Genomic DNA, 16,967 nt, shown 5'->3' with positions numbered 1-16,967 from the left:
CCATATCAACTTTTAAAGATGACAAATCCTTTGCTAAAAAGGTCAATAGACAAAAACGTGAAAAAAATAGTTTTCTATATATGCCTCCTGGGGTCAACTTTTTTGATGTGTGCCCAACAAGATGCACAATACACACAATATATGTACAATACCCAGATTATAAATCCAGCCTATGTGGGTTCAAGGGAAACATTGAGCTTTGGTGTGTTGGGCCGTTACCAATGGGTTGACCTGGAAGGTTCCCCAAAAACCGGGACTTTTACGGTAAACCTCCCTGCCGGTTTATATGACAATATGGGAATAGGGCTATCGATTATTCATGATCAAATAGGCCCGGCAGTTGAATCCAATGCTGCAATCGACTTTTCTTATGCACTTCATTTGGCCCGGAGAAATGTGAGCAAGCTTTCATTTGGGTTGAAGGTCGGAGCAGATATGTTGGACGTGGATTACTCCAAATTAAATTTATCAAATCCCAACGACCCATTCTTTCAAAATAATATAGATTCCAAAATCCAACCACAAGTGGGGGCCGGAATATATTACAATACCCAAAAATTCTATACCGGGGTATCCGTTCCAAATTTCCTTTCCATACAGCACTTTGATGAACAATCACTAGATGACGAAAACCTTGAAGGTGTTGTGGTGGAAAGGTTGCACTATTTTTTTATTGCCGGCTATGTATTCGACCTGAATCCCAATCTAAAATTAAAACCAGCAACCCTTTGGAGAATGGTAGATGGTGCTCCCCTTCAATGGGATTTATCGGCCAATTTTATGTTCAAGGAAAAGTTTGTCGTTGGGGCATCGTATAGATGGAACGCGTCCATAAGTGCATTATTGGGATTTCAAATTTCGGACAGCATCTTTGCAGGTGTAGGATATGATTACCAATCAACAGCAATTGAAGATTATAGCAACGGTTCTTATGAAGTTTTTCTTCGATTCGACATCTTTAACAAAGCGGAAAAAATAGTAGCCCCAAGATTTTTTTAATACACAGCATATGTTACCCCAAAAATACTTCCTACTCTCCTTATTTATTTGTTTTACCTGTGCAATGAACGCACAGTCGAGCATAATCAAAAAAGCAAACAAAGAATTTGATACCTACGATTTCATCAATGCGAGGGAAATATACCTTAAAGTTGTAGAAGATGGATATGAATCGGCCCAAGTCTATAAAAAGTTAGGAGACACGTACTATTTTAATAGTGATTATGCCAATGCTGTAAAATGGTATAAAGAGTTGATAAAAAAATACTCCGATGAGATGGAAGCTGTCTATTATTATAGAACTGCACAGAGCTTAAAAAGTATTGGGGAATATCAAGAATCGAAAAAGGTAATGGGCACATTTGCCGAAAAATCAGCAACCACCAGAATCGCTGAAATATATGCGAACGAGTATTCCGCTCTGGATAGCTTAGTGGATTTTCAATCCAAAAAATTTGAAGTGGATAACATTACAAAACTATTGTCCAGTTCAGATTTTGGCCCATCTTTTTTTATGGACAAGCTTGTATATGCCTCTTCTTCCCAAGAAACAGAAGGCTCTAAAGTTCATAATTGGTCTGGATTACCCTATGTTGATTTGTATGAGGCCGAAATTACCGATGACTGGGAAATCGCAAACCCTAAACCTATCAAGGGAGAAATAAATTCGCCATATCATGAAACAACCGCCGCTTTCACAAAAGACGGTAATACCATGTACTTTACCCGAAACAACTATATAAACGGTAAGAAAAAGAAGAACAAAGAAAAAATTGTGACGCTTAAAATTTATAGAGCGGAAAAAAATGATGAAGGGCTGTGGAGCAATGTCGAAGAATTGCCTTTTAATAGTGATTCATACTCTGTAGCACACCCTGCATTAAGTCCAGATGAAACTCGCTTGTACTTTTCATCCAACATGAAAGGAACATTGGGTGAATCTGATATTTGGTATGTAAAAATAAGTGAATCAAAGAACTATGGGACCCCTGTTAACCTTGGGCCAGAAATTAACACAGAAGCGCGGGAGACTTTTCCCTATGTCAGCAAGAGCAATATCCTTTATTTTTCCAGCGATGGGCATTTAGGATTGGGTGGATTGGACGTTTTTGCTGTTTCGCTGGACAGTGAAGGCGAGTTTATAAAAGTTACGAACCTAAAACAGCCCATAAACTCGAACAAGGATGATTTTGGTTTTATTATCAACGAGGAAAAACAAGTGGGGTTTGTTTCATCCAATAGAGACGGTGATGAAGGTAGCGTTTCTGATGATATCTATAGAGTTTGGGAAAAATGCGGTGTAATAAATATTGAAGGACTGGTTTCGGATGCAAACACAACCCAACCATTAAGCAATTCAAAAGTTACCTTATTAGATGAAAACAATAATGTAGTTTCACAAACAACAACCGATAAAAAAGGGAAATACAAGTTTGAAAATTTAGTGGATTGTGGCAAACAATATGCAGTAAGAGGTGAAAATGACACTAGGGAATATACACCTACAGAAAAAAATATCAAGACTCCTAGAGGTTCAAAAACCTTAGAACTGAACCTAGAACTTACTCCACCGGACTGTGCAGTGGATGACCTTGGGTGTAGATTAAATCTTTTGCCCATATACTTTGACTATGGTAAGCATTACATAAGAAAGGATGCAGAAGTGGAGTTGGCCAAAATATTACAAGCATTAAAGCAATACCCTCAGTTAAAAATCCATATAGAATCCCATACTGATTCAAGATCTAGTAGCTCTTTCAACATGAAATTGTCTTCTAGAAGGGCACAATCCACCTTAAATTGGTTTGTAAAGAAAGGTATTAGTAGAAGTAGGCTTACCGCAAAAGGATATGGAGAAACACAGTTGTTAAACGAATGTTCCAATGGAGTCGAGTGTACCGATGAGCAACATCAACTTAACCGAAGATCAATGTTTATTATTAAATAAATAATTATTTACACACTGTATATCATCTAGTTATATTTTTTGGCACGCTGATTGCTTAATACAAGGTGGATGTAAATATTTGCATCTGGAACTTAAAACCTTGTAGTATGAAAAAGTTAGTACTCATTATAGCAGCGGTTGTTTTTGGAATACCAAGTATCCAAGCAGAAACAACAAATACAACGGTTACCGCACCTAATTATCGATATGGAAATTCTTTCATCTTTGTAGAAGATGGGGTTACTTTTTCCGTTTATCCCGATGGTGAGTTCGATTTCTATATGGACAATAGGGTAAATGTTGGCGTAGGAGCTAGAATTGGCAATGTCGGTATCACTTTTAACTCTGGATATAACTACAATCCATTTGTTCAGTACGATGATTACGGTGCTGTAATACAAGTAGAGAACACCCCTATTTTTTACGATTACTATGGTCGTGTATCACAAATAGGAAATGTGGATATCTGGTACAACAATGGTAGGGTACGGAGAATTGGTGGCCTACATGTTTACTATAATGGTGGAGTTTTTAGTCACTACACAGGGTTTATCAATGTATATAATCGAAGATATGTGTACAGACCTTTTCACAGATATTTTATAAGACCGACCGTTGGTTTTTGCAACGTATACGCTAGACCGTACAGAAGGTATTACAGACCTGTTCGATATACATATTATACACCCTATAGATACAATACAAGACGTGCTTATGCAAGAGTTGGCAAAGTCTATAGAAATGATAACAGGTATAGAAGGGACAAAATCTATAGAAATGACAGAAGAGTTTCTGTAAGGGACAATAGCGCCAGAAGGGTCGATTATGGAAGAAGCAATGCAACGGTATCCAAAAATTCCTCAAGAAGAGGATACTCAACAGCAAACCGTTCCAGCAATACCGTAAAAAGAAATACGGTGGCTTCAAGGAGTTCCAGTAGCAATAATTACAGAAAATCCAACAACGTTGGTCGATCAAGTAGAACTGTGACCACCAATACAAAGGTCACTCGAACTCCGAACAAGAGAACCGTGAGCACAAGAAAAGTGACCAGTAACTCACGAGGGACCACTGTAAAACGCACAAGTAGTAGTACATATAAAAAGCCTCAATCGGTAGCAAGGTCTTCCAATAGAACAACGCTGAACAAAGGCAACTCTACACGCAGAACAGTGTCCAAAAGTGCAAGGCCTAGTGTCAAGAAAAGCACCGTGAGCAGAAAAAGTAGTTCAAGAGCAACGGTAAGCCGAAGTTCTGGCAATAGAAAAAGTAATACAAGTGCTTCAAGGTCCTCGAGATCTTCAAGAAGTAACAATTAGAAAGATTTTTTAGGTTGGTTAGTTGTATGCCCCGTAGCTGAATTTATTCGCTACGGGGTATTTTTTTGAGCCATTTGGACAATATTCCGGATACATCTTCAGAAATATTAAAACGGTACAAAATACCTAAGTACATTACAGATACCAATATGGATTTTAAACCAATATTTATTAACGGATGAAATTGAAACTGCACAAAATCGAACAGTACAATCAATAAGACCAAGGTCGAAAAAACCTTAAAGGTCGCCGAGGTAAAAGGCAAAATGCCAAATTTCAGCTTCACAAAAACCAATTTTACCAGATTAAAGATAAAAATAGAGACAAAACTGGCCCATGCAGCCCCTTCCATACCTAATTTGGGAATCAACAAAAAGTTGAGCAAAATGGTCAAGGCAGCCAAACAGACCCCGAACACCAACACCGTTTTATAGTATTTAGAGTTGTACAAGATAGAATTTATGTTTCCCAAAAGTGAATCCATAACTTTGGCCAAACCGATCAAGAACACAATGGTGAAGCCATTTCTATAATTTTCGGGAAGCATTAAATATAAGTCGTTGAGGTTTAAAATAATCAAAACGAACAAGATGCCCGAAGCAATGAACAGTGTTAGTGAGGTTTTTTTGTACAAAGTATCCAGACCAGCTTCATTTTTGGTATTCAACAGCTCTGCTGTTAATGGATAAGTAATCTGGTGCATGGCACGAGACGGTACAATAATCACAGTAGCGATATAAACGGACACTCCATAATACGCCACATTTTCTATACTGATGAACTGATTCAGCATCACTTTGTCTATTTCCAACAAAACCAGGGATGCAGATCCTCCCAAAATAATTAAAAAAGAATAGGACAGGATTTCTTTGGTATAGTTCGGAAACTTAAAACTAAACTTGGGCATCCGAAGGGAAAAAGCATACATTTTAATGATCAGTGTCCGCAATAAATACAATCCTACCAAACATTTGAAGAACATATCCAATGAGATCACATCAAAATAAAACAGGACAAGCAAAAGGGACACCCCTACCCTGGCAAAAACCTCCTTCATAAAGTTTCCGAAAACCGACTTTAGATGCACCTTGGTCCAGGAGTAAAATACTTCAAAATAGCCCATCGCTAGTCCCACAAAAAAGACATACCACAGATAATCCTTTACCTTAGGGTTTACTTGGGACACCCAATCGCCAATGGGATCGTACCAAATCAAGCCGACCAAGGCAACGGGAACTACCCCGAGCAGCGGAACCAACAACATCAAGGTAAAAAAACCATCTTTTTCGGTCTCTTGATGATTGCTATAAAACTTGATCATGGTATTGTGCACCCCAAATGCCATTAGCGGCATTAATATGGCTCCCGAAGCCAAAATAAAGGTTACCAGGCCGTAATATTTGTCCGGCAGTATTTTGGTATACAGAAACAACGTATTAATAGCTCCAAAAAAGAACCCCAGATACGTTACTACTGTATTTTGTATGGATTGCTTAAGAACAACGCCCATTAGATAAATTTAGCCAAAGATTCCGTTAACGCCCGTCTGTGATATTGCTCCACCCCTTCTGAATTACAACCTAAAGTTTCTTTTTCGTACTGATGGAATGCCTCCAAAAGTACAGTTTTTAAAGTCGCTACATCATTATGCAAACAGAACGTTCCCGCTTTATGGTCCACGACCATAGCACCCGCCTCCCAGCCTTGTGGTCCTATGGCCAAAATAGGTCGCTTGGCATTCAAATATTCGAACAGTTTTCCTGGAATAATACCTTTGGTTTCTTTGGAATCAATCTCCAACAGCAATAGCAATTGTGACTTTTGCTGGGTTTCCAAAACCTTATCGTGTGGAAGATAGCCCAATTGTTCCACATAGTCGGTAAGTCCAAAATCCTTAATGGATTGTAGCACTTCCTCCCCCACTACACCTGCCAGTTGGATATGTAAAGCGTCTTTAAACAATTCATTTTCAGACAATAGTTCCTGTACAGCTTTCCAAAAACCTAAAGGGTTTCTGCCTGTCAACAACGAACCAATATGTGAAATGGTAAACTTTTTATCCAAGGCAACCAATGGCAATTCATCATCAAAACCATTGGTGATCACTTTAATGGGCTTGGGAGTTATGGCCTCAAATTCCAATTTTGTGGTTCTGCTTGTTACCACGATCTTATCTGCTCGCAAAAGAACGCCTTTTTCCAGTGCCTTATGTTTTAAATGGGCATAATTGGTGAGCCGTAAACTTTTGTGGTACCCAATAGAGGTCCATGGGTCTCTAAAGTCGGCGACCCATTGGATATTGTACTTTTTTTTGAGTCCAAGTCCGATCAAATGTAAACTGTGCGGTGGCCCTGTTGTGACAATAGTGGTTATGCCCTCGTCCGCGATTACCTTCGCCAAATAAGAAATGGATGGTTTTACCCAAAGTTTCCTCGCATCAGGAATAAAAAAGTTACCGCGAATCCAAAGCAGCACCTTCTCTATAAAAGATGGATCTTTCTCCTTTATAATTCCAGAACTTATGGTCTTAGTTTTCTTTTTGGACAATATTGAGGCCCAACCGTAGGGCTCTTTTATGGGACGTTTCAGTATTCGGATGGAACTTGGAACTTCGTTCACCAGTTTGTTATCGATTATCGGATAGCTAGGATTTTCCGGAACATAAACGATGGGGGCCAACCCAAGTTCGGGCAAGTATTTTACAAATTTGAGCCATCGCTGTACACCTGGTCCACCCGCAGGAGGCCAATAATACGCTATGACCAAAATTTTTCGCATTAGGCCACTTCCTTTTTACGTAAGAACAATGTAAAGCCCAGTCCCCCAACTATAATTATGCCAAGCAGGATGTTGGCCACCAAGCTGATCTGACTACCAGTTTCCACCACTTCGGGCTCAAACTTGAATTCGATTTCGTGCTCACCAGCGGGTACCTTGATACCGCGAAGTGCATAGTTTACTTTGTAATGTTCCTGAAATTCACCATCTACAAAAGCATTCCAGCCCGATGGATAATGCATCTCGGAAAATACGGCAAAACCAGTATTGGGGTTTTTAGATGTATATTTTAGGTAATTGGGGCGGTAATCCACCAAATCTATTCTTGCCAACGAATCTGCTGTGTAACGCATCTTGGTCAATTCCGGATATTGCGCCGTGTTCACCACGGCCTGTGTCTTGGAATTAAAATCGCCCAGTTTTTGGATTGCCTCGTTGGCAGATGAAACGGCCACCAATTGATCCACAAACCAAGCATTGCCATTGGCATCTGGATTTACAGCCGGAAAACTATTGCCTTCCTCATCTTGTTGGATAATATATTTAACATTCAACATATTAAGAACCTGAAGGTTGTTCTGGTACAAATGATACTCGAACAGATCTTGCAGTGCCCGTGGTTTGGCAGCATGGTAGCCACCGATCGATTTATGAAAATAGGAGGTTCGTGAACCATTGATGCCTTCCTGAGGGTCAAAAACACGATAAATGGAATCGTCCTGCATGATCATTTGGTCTATTTGACTGGCTTGGAACGGTTGGTTTACTTGACGCTGACGTACAAAATCGTCCTCGTTCACGTACCTAAGGTCCACTCCTACCAAATCAAAAAGAATAAGGGCGCCAAGGGCAAATACTAAAACGTTTTTGTTGATTTTCTCTTTAATAAAAAACCACAATGCGGCTGCGGCCAAAAGAACATAGACCAACGAACGAATGGTGTCGCTAACATAAACAGCTTCACGATCGCGTAGGATCATGGACATTAACTCATCTCCAAAGTATCCACGGTACATTTCGTCCCGGGAACCTTCAAAATCAAAGAAACCTTTTAACAATAAGATCACTATGCCCAAACCAGCCGTTATGAAAAAACTCCATTTTAAAGCATTTAGTTTTTCTTTTTGACCTGTGCTGGATTTAAACAGTTCCCAAACCCCTAAAATACCAAGCACCGGCAAACAGAGTTCCAGTACTACTTGTATGGAGGATACGGCCCGGAACTTATTGTACATGGGAAAATAATCTATCATAAAATTGGTGAGCAAAGGAAAGTTCTTGCCCCACGATAAGAGCAAGGCCATAACAGCTCCCGATAATAACCACCATTTTTTTCTTCCATCAACCAAAAAACCGCCCAACACAAACAAAAAGAAAACGATTGCGCCTACGTAGGCAGGGGCTGCTACAATGGGTTGATCGCCCCAATAAAGTGGTAGACCACTCGAAAATTCCAATGCTTTGGTGGGGGTCAACCCTTGATTGGTCAAGTATTCATAAGCTTTGGAATCCTTGCCCAGGTTTTCACTGCCCGAACCACCAAACAGCCTAGGTACAAATACATTTAGGGATTCCATTACCCCATAACTGTATTGTGTAATGTAATCGTAGTCCAACCCTGTGGAAACGGCTTTTTCACTTCCATCGGGGTTAATGGTGAGTTCAGATTTACCACGGGTACTCCAATCGGCATACTCCTTTGTTGCCAGCAAACTTGTGGCATTGGTAAAAACGGAAAGAACAACGGCCAAAACCAAAATTCCTACTGAAACAAAAAAGTGTTTTAGTTCTTTTTCCTTAATGGCATAAATGAGATATACCAAACCCATTAGTAGCACCAAAAGCATAAAATAATAGGTCATTTGGTAGTGATTGGCACTTATTTCGAGTGCCATGGCCAGTGCAGTGAGTATAAATCCTAGAATATATTTTTTTCGAAAAACGAGCACAACCCCGCCAAGAACCATTGGAATATACCCTAAAGCATGTGCCTTGGCATTGTGCCCCACGCCAAGAATAATAATCAGGTAGGTAGAGAAGCCAAAAGCTATGGCTCCAAGGGCCGCCAACCTAAAATCAACCTTAAGGCAAAGCAACAGAATGTAAAACCCTATAAAATATAGAAATAAATAATCGGCGGGTCTCGGTAAAAAACGAATCAGACGATCTAACTCTTTTACGTAATTATGGGGATAATTGGCTCCCAACTGGTAGGTGGGCATGCCGCCAAATGCACTATTGGTCCAATAGGACTCCACACCCGTGGCATCCTTGTAGGCATCCCGTTCCTGGGCCATGCCCTTGTACAACGCTATATCGGATTGATAAATAGCTTTTCCCTGTAAAACTGGATAAAAATAGACCAGTGATGCAAGAATGAATAAAGCAATAACACAAATATGGGTGATAATGGCTTTTGGAGAAAGATTCATGGATAGGTTTTGATTCGGCAAATATTAATCAATTTCCTCAAAATCTATGTATTCTCCAACTTTTTTTGAAGGATTGGATCTGCGTTGCGGTTTTTTGGATATGGTGGTCTCCCCTTCCCGTGTTTTTGTATGTCCAAAATCCCCAGGATTTCCGAACTGCTGCTCAAAACGCTCGTTGGTCTTGCGCATGGCGTAATTGAGCAATTTCGGCGCCAACCATTTTAACAGGAATTTAAGCCCGTAGTATACTAATATGAATATTAAAATCGTTTGTAATAAAACCATATAACCTCAGTTATTGAATCAAATTTACACTGTTAGTCCCGCAAACCCATAAAACGTATCTTAAAATAGTATTAAAAACCAGTTATATGGACATTTCCATAATCAAAAAGAAATTCTTTTTACTCGCTTTTTTCCCCACCATTATCTGCGCACAATATACCGATGTGATCAATTCCAACCGCCCGGGCAGGGCCGCAAGTGCCTATGCCGTTGGTAAAAATGTGGTGCAGGCAGAAGTTGGCTTGCTGTACGAACAGCAGGACAATGCGGACTTAAACTCCGACTCCAACATTTTTGGCGCCGATTATGCCCTACGTTACGGATTGCTTTTCGAGGAGCTGGAAGTGATCATGGAAGGTACGTTCATTACACAGAACATTACTTATCCCGACTTGGGCATCGAGGGTTCGCTCACCAATTTTTCCAGAAATCGTGTAGGATTAAAATATTTGGTCTTTGACCCCTACAAAGATCCTGCTCGGAGCAAACCCAACTTGTACAGCTGGAGGGCCAACAACCTTTTTCAATGGAAAAACCTGATTCCGGCCGTGTCGGTGTACGGTGGTGCGAATTTTGTATTGGGCGATAATCCGTTCTATCCCGGCGAACCTACAATTTCGTACCGTGGTGGAATCCAAACACAGAGCAGGCTATCCCCAAGGTTTGTATTGATTTCCAATATTGCCTACGATCTCATTACGACCGATACTCCCGAATGGCGATACGCCCTTTCGGTAACCCATGCTTTTCGTGACCCCAGATGGAGTGTCTTTTTTGAGGGACAGGGCATTTCCGGGGATCGCTATTCTGATATTATTCTAAGGACCGGGGTGGCCCGTTTGATCAATCCTAATTTCCAGGCCGATATCCATATGGGGTCGGGTTTTAAAAACGACCCTTCCCGTATATTTGTAGTGCTCGGTTTTTCGTATCGCTTGGATTTTCATAAAGATGAACTTATCCCGATCAACGAGCAGCAATCTGGCATGAACGGGAAAATCAAAAAGAACTCCAATAAACGGAAATCAAAAAAGAAGAGAAAAAACCGTGGTTAATCCATGGATTTTTACGTTTTACACCATCTTATTTTTCTAGCGCAAGTAATATTCATAATATTGGGTATTAATTTGCAACTATGGTTACCATAAAACAGGTTTCGTCCAAATCGGACCTTAAACGATTTGTAAAATTCCCTTTCTCGCTCTACAAAGGCTCCCCGTATTGGGTACCCCCTATTATCAATGATGAAATGGAATCTTTTGACAAGGACAAGAACCCTGTTTTTAAAACAGCGGAGGCGCAGTTTTTTTTAGCCTACATGGATGGTAAGTTAGTGGGTCGCGTAGCGGCCATAATAAATTGGTTGGAGGTTAAGGAACAGGGGCTTAAAAAAATGCGCTTTGGTTGGTTCGATTTTGTGGACGACCTGGAAGTTTCCAAGGCCTTGTTGGACAAAGTGAAGGAAATCGGCAAGGAAAACCAACTCGATTACATGGAAGGTCCTGTAGGTTTTTCCAATTTGGACAAAGTGGGCGTGCTCACCGAAGGTTTTGATCAAGTTGGCAATATGATCACCTGGTACAATCACCCCTATTATCAATCTCATTATGAAAAGCACGGGTTCACCACGGAAAAAAAATACTCCGAAAGCAAATTTTTGGCGGCCAATGCGGACCCCAAACTTTTTGAGAAAGCCAATATGCTCATCAAAAAACGATTCGGGCTCAGAGAACTCAACTTTAAGAAAAGTGCCGATATTATGCCGTGGGTGGACAAAATGTTCGACCTGTTCAACGATAGTTATGCCAAACTATCTTCCTTTGTTAAGATCACGGATATCCAAAAGGAATATTTTAAGAAAAAGTACATTGGTTTTATAAACCCGGAGTATATTAAGTTTGTGGTGGACGCCGAGGACAATATGGTGGCCTTTGCCATTGTAATGCCCTCTTTCTCGGAAGCTTTGCAAAAGGCCAAGGGCAAATTGTTCCCGTTCGGCATTTTCCATTTGCTCCACGCCAGAAAACACAGTAAGGATGCCATTTTCTACCTTATCGGCATTCATCCAAAATACCAGAACAAAGGTGTTACGGCCATTATTTTTAACGAGTTCCACCACACTTTTAAAAAGCGTGGCGTTGTGAATTGCATTAGAACCCCCGAACTGGAGGACAATATTGCCATACAACAGATGTGGAAGCATTTTGACCCCAAGGTAATTCGTCGTAGACGCACTTATGTAAAAAACCTATAGTCTCCCCTTTTTCCTTAAGCATCGGTACCAAAATAACAGACAGTATTTGGGCCAAATAGTTACACTGATCGTTTACAAATTTGATTTTGTATTTTAACGGACAGGTTTACCGCGTAGCACCCCCTATTTATTTTAAACGAAATAAAATGAAATCCGTAAAACTGGTTTTAGGGACAAAAAATGGGGCGGACATTATCCGTATCGACTATAAATCGGACACAACACTAAGGAAACATTTATTAAAGTTGCCGGTATTGCAGCAGGACCTTCTGGATGGTACGTTCTATCTGGAAAACTCCTCAAATAATCTAAACCTTATTTTCAATCATTTACGAAAAATCGGATGCTATGTGGACTATTCAGAGGTGAGACAAAAAAAGAAAGGACTCCCCAAAAATAAAAAGCCGTTCTCTTTACCTCCTTTAGGTCCAAAACAACAACGAGATCTACATAGTTTCAGAAAGTGGTTGATGGAGAAAAGATTGAGCCCAAATACCGTGAATACTTATGTAGAAGTAAGCGTTTTTTTTGTTAGGTACGCCATCCTAAAAAAATCAAAAATCTATTCCAAGGCATTGGTGGAGTCCTTTAATTATGATTTTATCGTGAACGAAGGAAAATCAATTTCATACCAAAACCAATGTATCAATGGTATCAAAAAATATTTTTTGTTCAAAAATATAGCTATGGAGGCCCTAGATCTGGTGAGGCCAAAAAAGGAAAAGAAACTTCCTGTTGTTTTGAGCAAGGAAGAAATACGGTCCATAATAGAGGAAACACACAACTTAAAACACAGAACGTTACTGTCCTTGATCTATTCGGGCGGATTGCGAATCGGTGAGGCCATCAATTTAAAAGTGACCGATATTGATAGTGATCGAATGTTGGTCCATATTAAGGGAGGAAAGGGAAAAAAGGACAGGTATACCTTGTTGTCCCATAGTTTTTTGGAAACGCTACGTACTTATTATAGACAATATAAACCGAGTAAATATTTATTCGAAGGTCAGCGTTCGGAAAAATACAGTACTAGCAGTGCGCAATGGGTATTAAAAAAAGCTGTTTTTAAAGCGGGAATTAAAAAAGAGGTTACATTGCATACGCTTCGGCACAGCTTTGCCACACATTTATTGGAAAACGGTACCGACATTAGGTACATACAGGAACTATTGGGCCATAGCAGTCCCAAAACTACAATGATCTACACCCACGTTACCGAGAATAGTTTTAAAAATATTAGCAGTCCGTTTGATGATCTATAAAAACAGTATATTGCATTGTAAGAAAATAACACAACCGGGCTAAACTGAAGAAGCCATGTATAAACTTGGGCATAGTCCTCCTTTGTAGGGGTATAAACTCAGTAAAGTTCGGCATATAAACAAGTTAGCCACAAGCTAAAAAGCCAGCCGCACAAACAGCACATTTGGTTTTTGCCGACACGAAAGCCAACGCAGAAAAAACCAAAAGAGCTGTTTTTCGCCAAGGCTCGAAAGGAAACTCATTGAAATTTTGTAGCTTTGTAACAATCTGATGAAAATTTTAACTTACATATTAGCCTTCACGGTAATCTTTCTCTCGGTAAAACCAGCGATTGATGCTATTCCGTTTTCGTCAGAAACCCAACAGACTTGCTGTAGCAGTAGTAAGTGTAATCCAATTTCTGACAATCATAATTCAGAAAATCAGAACGAACAAAAAGATAACGGAATGTGTAATCCATTTCAAATTTGTGGCTCTTGCCTTTTGATTTGTGTTAGTACACCTTTTTTTCCAGCGTTACAGACTGATTTTTCAACCGAAGAGTTCTTCGGATACCAATCATTTATAGCTTCTCAATTCATTTCTGACTTTTGGCAACCGCCACAATTTGTTTAACAACACTTTCGACCACAGAAAAGAACCGAAACTTCGGTTCAACTTTTAGTTAAACAATTTAAATTCAGAAAAATGAAATTTTCAAATATTTTCGTTATGGCTATCACATTTATGTTAGCCTCAACAACAGTAACTTTTGCACAATCGACAAAAGAAAAAGTGCAAATTGCGGACACCACAAAAACTTTAACAACCAAAGTTAAAGGCATTACTTGCTCGACAGACCTAAAAATGATTTCGGCAAATGTCGAGAAACTAAAAGGTGTAAGCACTTGCAAAGCAGGAAAAACAGGACCAACAACCACATTTGAAATAGTGTATAATCCAGCTCTGATTACAGAAAAGGAAATACATTCAGCAATTCAAAATACAGGAAGTTGCGAAAATCCTGACGAAAGACCATACAAAATAAAGCAGTAAACAGATTTAAGGCAAAGCGTAATTGAATTACGCTTTGCTTTTCAACTCATTTAAAAAAGAAACAATGAAAAAATATATATTCATTGTTGGTTTGCTGTTTCCGTATGCCTTGTTTGCACAAAGTATTTTAGGAAAGGTAACCAACGAAAAAAACGAACCTCTTGTTGGAGCGAGTGTCTTTTGGGCTAACACAACCATTGGCACAACAACAGGCATTAAAGGCGAGTTTGAACTTACTACAAAGGATATTTCGCCTAAACTTCTGATAGCTCGTTATGTCGGACATATTGCAGACACCATAGAAATAACGAACCAAACATTTGTAGAGTTTAAGTTAGAGCAGTCTCAAGAGCTTGATGAAGTGGTTGTAAAAGGACAACGAGACGGAGTAATTATTTCAAATCTCAATCCAATAAAGACAGAACAGATTACGCAAACCGAATTAGGAAAAGCCGCTTGTTGTGATTTGGCAGGATGCTTTGAAACACAAACAACTGTTCAACCACAAACCACAAACGTCATAACAAATTCAAAAGAGCTTCGTATTCTTGGACTTTCAGGCGTGTACAATCAAGTTTTGATTGATGGTTTTCCAATGATACAGGGCTTGACCTATACATATGGGATTAGCAGTATTCCAGGAACTTTAGTAGATAACATTTACATTTCAAAAGGGGCAAACAGCGTTTTACAAGGTTTTGAGAGTATGAGCGGACAAATAAATGTAGAGACCAAAGAACCTGACAAAACCGACAAACTTTTGCTAAATGCCTATATCAACAGCTTTTCAGAAAAGCATTTGAACGCCAATTATGCAATAAAAAAAGGAAAATGGAGCAACTTGACAGCTCTTCATACGGTGCAACCAGCGAATGAGTTTGACAGGGATAACGACAATTTTCTCGACTTACCAAAACTTACTCGATATATGGTTTCCAATAAACTAAAATATGGAAATGACGCAGATTGGGGTTGGAACAGCCGAATAGGATTGCGATATGTAAACGAACAGCGGATTGGCGGACAAACCAGTTTTAACGAAAACAATGATAAAGGAAGTACAGAAGTTTATGGACAAACGGTAAATATCAATCAGCCCGAAATTTGGACGAAAACAGGCTATCGCTTAAACGACCAACACAATTTTGTTTTATTCGCTTCAAGTTTTTATCAAGACCAAAAATCCTACTTCGGAACTGTAAAGTATAATGCCAACCAGACCAACTTTTATGGAAACCTTCAATATGAATTCAATTACGGCAACAACTCGCTAAAGACAGGGTTTAGCTTTCGTCATTTGAATTTGGATGAAGATATTTCCTTTACAAATAACAACTTGCAAAGAACGTATGCAGGCAATTATTTGCGAAACGAAAACATTGCAGGTGTATTTGCAGAAAATACCTTAAAGTTACTCAACGATAAACTGACTTGGATTGCAGGAATACGAGTTGATAATCACAATCAATTTGGCACAATAGTAACGCCAAGAACACTTTTAAAATATGATATTGCACCAAACACCATTGTACGTGCAAACATTGGAACAGGATGGCGAACGGTCAATTTGTTTAGTGAAAATATTGGTTTATTGGTAAGTTCACGAGACATTGTTTTTTCAGAACAACTTGAACCTGAAAAAGCATTGAATACAGGTATTAATCTTACACAGAAATTCAATGGCGAGAATGTTACAGGTTTTTTTAGTGCGGACTATTACCGAACTGATTTTCAGAACCAAATATTTCCCGATTACGATACAGACCCAACAAAGGCAATCATTGAAAACTTCTCAGGAAAGAGCGTAAGCAATACATTTCAGGCAGAAGTCTATCTAAATTTTTGGCGACAGTTTGAATTTAAAACAGGCTACAGCTTTTTAGATGTTTATCGGGAAATTGACGGACAAAAAGTGCTATTGCCATTCAATCCAAGACATAAAGTAGTAACGACTTTAGGCTACAAACCATTATCCAAAAAGTATCACGTAGATATGAATATCCATTGGTACGGTCAACAACGATTGCCAAATACGCAGAGCAATCCACCAGAATTTCAACGACCTGACTTTTCAGAAAATTATGTGCTTGTAAATGCTCAATTTACATACAACCTGAAAAAGTTTGAATTGTATGCAGGTTGCGAAAACATTTTTGACTTTAGGCAAGAACGACCGATTATAGGTTGGCAAGACCCATTCGGTCAGTTTTTTGACACAAGTTCAGTTTGGGGACCAACTCGCGGGAGAGAATTGTATGTAGGAGTTCGGTTTAGAATTCCGAGTGAATAAGCCAACGCTAAAGCCATACACATTTGCAATTCGCTTCAGCCGACACACAAGCCAAAAATTGCAAAAGAGTATGGCTTTTCCAACGCAGAAAGAAAAAAGCCAGTGGCTAACAATGTGTATAAGCAATAGCGGGTTCTGTGCTATTTTGAAACTAAAAAGTGTAAATTTAAGGTCAGTGTAATTTGACAGTTTTGTGGGTTAAATCCGCTACTGCTCATACACGAGACCGTTGGCAATAATTAAAACCAAAGAATATGAAAACAAAAAAAACCTTGTTACTGATTTTGGGAATATGTCTATTATTCTCTTGTAAAAAAAATGAAAAACAACGAGTAGAAAATAATGCTGTTGTCTATTATGGTGG

Annotated in this window: 12 protein-coding genes; 8 read left to right on the top strand and 4 right to left on the bottom strand. The window is 39.3% G+C overall.

Annotated features, from left to right (window positions below):
* Nucleotides 1-18: 18 nt before the first annotated feature.
* The 3 genes from AB9K32_RS04500 (at nucleotide 19) to AB9K32_RS04490 (ending at nucleotide 4,266) form a co-directional block, all read left to right on the top strand.
* Nucleotides 19-999: a type IX secretion system membrane protein PorP/SprF gene (locus AB9K32_RS04500; protein WP_369884488.1), complete on the top strand. Its 981-nt coding sequence runs from the start codon at nucleotides 19-21 to the stop codon at nucleotides 997-999.
* A 10-nt stretch (nucleotides 1,000-1,009) separates the two neighbouring features.
* Nucleotides 1,010-2,947, top strand: coding sequence for an OmpA family protein (locus tag AB9K32_RS04495; RefSeq protein ID WP_369884487.1), 1,938 nt, complete (start codon nucleotides 1,010-1,012; stop codon nucleotides 2,945-2,947).
* A gap of 107 nt (nucleotides 2,948-3,054) precedes the next feature.
* A complete protein-coding gene (locus AB9K32_RS04490) occupies nucleotides 3,055-4,266 on the top strand; it encodes a hypothetical protein (protein WP_369884486.1) in 1,212 nt (403 codons plus the stop codon).
* A 43-nt stretch (nucleotides 4,267-4,309) separates the two neighbouring features.
* On the opposite strand, the gene AB9K32_RS04485 is transcribed toward AB9K32_RS04490, so the two are convergent.
* From AB9K32_RS04485 to AB9K32_RS04470, 4 genes are read right to left on the bottom strand one after another with little or no spacing between them, the layout of a single operon-like run.
* Nucleotides 4,310-5,776, bottom strand: coding sequence for a lipopolysaccharide biosynthesis protein (locus AB9K32_RS04485; RefSeq protein ID WP_369884485.1), 1,467 nt, complete (start codon nucleotides 5,774-5,776; stop codon nucleotides 4,310-4,312).
* Nucleotides 5,776-7,044: a glycosyltransferase family 4 protein gene (locus AB9K32_RS04480; RefSeq protein WP_369884484.1), complete on the bottom strand. Its 1,269-nt coding sequence runs from the start codon at nucleotides 7,042-7,044 to the stop codon at nucleotides 5,776-5,778. The genes AB9K32_RS04485 and AB9K32_RS04480 overlap by 1 nt, the downstream gene beginning before the upstream one ends.
* Nucleotides 7,044-9,476 carry a YfhO family protein gene (locus AB9K32_RS04475; RefSeq protein ID WP_369884483.1) on the bottom strand — a complete coding sequence of 811 codons (2,433 nt, stop codon included), beginning with the start codon at nucleotides 9,474-9,476 and terminating at the stop codon, nucleotides 7,044-7,046. Before AB9K32_RS04475 ends, AB9K32_RS04480 begins: the two co-directional genes overlap by 1 nt.
* Before the next feature lie 24 nt (nucleotides 9,477-9,500).
* Complete coding sequence (locus AB9K32_RS04470; RefSeq protein WP_224837021.1) at nucleotides 9,501-9,761, bottom strand: DUF4834 family protein; 261 nt, start codon at nucleotides 9,759-9,761, stop codon at nucleotides 9,501-9,503.
* Between the two features lie 86 nt (nucleotides 9,762-9,847).
* Between AB9K32_RS04470 and AB9K32_RS04465 the strand changes: the two genes are divergently transcribed.
* The 5 genes from AB9K32_RS04465 (at nucleotide 9,848) to AB9K32_RS04445 (ending at nucleotide 16,603) form a co-directional block, all read left to right on the top strand.
* The gene (locus AB9K32_RS04465; protein WP_369884482.1) at nucleotides 9,848-10,816 is read left to right on the top strand and encodes a transporter; all 969 of its coding nucleotides are present in this window, start codon (nucleotides 9,848-9,850) and stop codon (nucleotides 10,814-10,816) included.
* Nucleotides 10,817-10,896: 80 nt separating this feature from the next.
* Complete coding sequence (locus AB9K32_RS04460) at nucleotides 10,897-12,015, top strand: GTP cyclohydrolase (protein ID WP_369884481.1); 1,119 nt, start codon at nucleotides 10,897-10,899, stop codon at nucleotides 12,013-12,015.
* 146 nt (nucleotides 12,016-12,161) lie between these two features.
* Nucleotides 12,162-13,277, top strand: a complete 1,116-nt coding sequence (locus AB9K32_RS04455) for a tyrosine-type recombinase/integrase (RefSeq protein ID WP_369884480.1) — start codon at nucleotides 12,162-12,164, stop codon at nucleotides 13,275-13,277.
* Between the two features lie 688 nt (nucleotides 13,278-13,965).
* Complete coding sequence (locus AB9K32_RS04450; protein WP_138259784.1) at nucleotides 13,966-14,313, top strand: hypothetical protein; 348 nt, start codon at nucleotides 13,966-13,968, stop codon at nucleotides 14,311-14,313.
* A 64-nt stretch (nucleotides 14,314-14,377) separates the two neighbouring features.
* Nucleotides 14,378-16,603, top strand: a complete 2,226-nt coding sequence (locus AB9K32_RS04445; protein ID WP_138259783.1) for a TonB-dependent receptor domain-containing protein — start codon at nucleotides 14,378-14,380, stop codon at nucleotides 16,601-16,603.
* The last annotated feature ends 364 nt before the right edge of the window (nucleotides 16,604-16,967 follow it).

This window comes from Allomuricauda sp. XS_ASV26 (genome assembly GCF_041224615.1).
Taxonomy (GTDB): Bacteria; Bacteroidota; Bacteroidia; order Flavobacteriales; family Flavobacteriaceae; genus Flagellimonas; species Flagellimonas alginolytica.
Note: the sequence above shows the minus strand (reverse complement) of the source record. Positions and strands in the feature narration are given on the sequence as shown.

Excerpts from the sequence above, each read along its gene's own strand:
- AB9K32_RS04445 (WP_138259783.1), top strand. The coding sequence starts at position 14,378 with ATGAAAAAATATATATTCATTGTTGGTTTGCTGTTTCCGTATGCCTTG.
- AB9K32_RS04485 (WP_369884485.1), bottom strand. The coding sequence starts at position 5,776 with ATGGGCGTTGTTCTTAAGCAATCCATACAAAATACAGTAGTAACGTAT.
- AB9K32_RS04495 (WP_369884487.1), top strand. The coding sequence starts at position 1,010 with ATGTTACCCCAAAAATACTTCCTACTCTCCTTATTTATTTGTTTTACC.
- AB9K32_RS04460 (WP_369884481.1), top strand. The coding sequence starts at position 10,897 with ATGGTTACCATAAAACAGGTTTCGTCCAAATCGGACCTTAAACGATTT.
- AB9K32_RS04480 (WP_369884484.1), bottom strand. The coding sequence starts at position 7,044 with ATGCGAAAAATTTTGGTCATAGCGTATTATTGGCCTCCTGCGGGTGGA.
- AB9K32_RS04470 (WP_224837021.1), bottom strand. The coding sequence starts at position 9,761 with ATGGTTTTATTACAAACGATTTTAATATTCATATTAGTATACTACGGG.
- AB9K32_RS04455 (WP_369884480.1), top strand. The coding sequence starts at position 12,162 with ATGAAATCCGTAAAACTGGTTTTAGGGACAAAAAATGGGGCGGACATT.
- AB9K32_RS04490 (WP_369884486.1), top strand. The coding sequence starts at position 3,055 with ATGAAAAAGTTAGTACTCATTATAGCAGCGGTTGTTTTTGGAATACCA.
- AB9K32_RS04500 (WP_369884488.1), top strand. The coding sequence starts at position 19 with ATGACAAATCCTTTGCTAAAAAGGTCAATAGACAAAAACGTGAAAAAA.
- AB9K32_RS04475 (WP_369884483.1), bottom strand. The coding sequence starts at position 9,476 with ATGAATCTTTCTCCAAAAGCCATTATCACCCATATTTGTGTTATTGCT.
- AB9K32_RS04465 (WP_369884482.1), top strand. The coding sequence starts at position 9,848 with ATGGACATTTCCATAATCAAAAAGAAATTCTTTTTACTCGCTTTTTTC.
- AB9K32_RS04450 (WP_138259784.1), top strand. The coding sequence starts at position 13,966 with ATGAAATTTTCAAATATTTTCGTTATGGCTATCACATTTATGTTAGCC.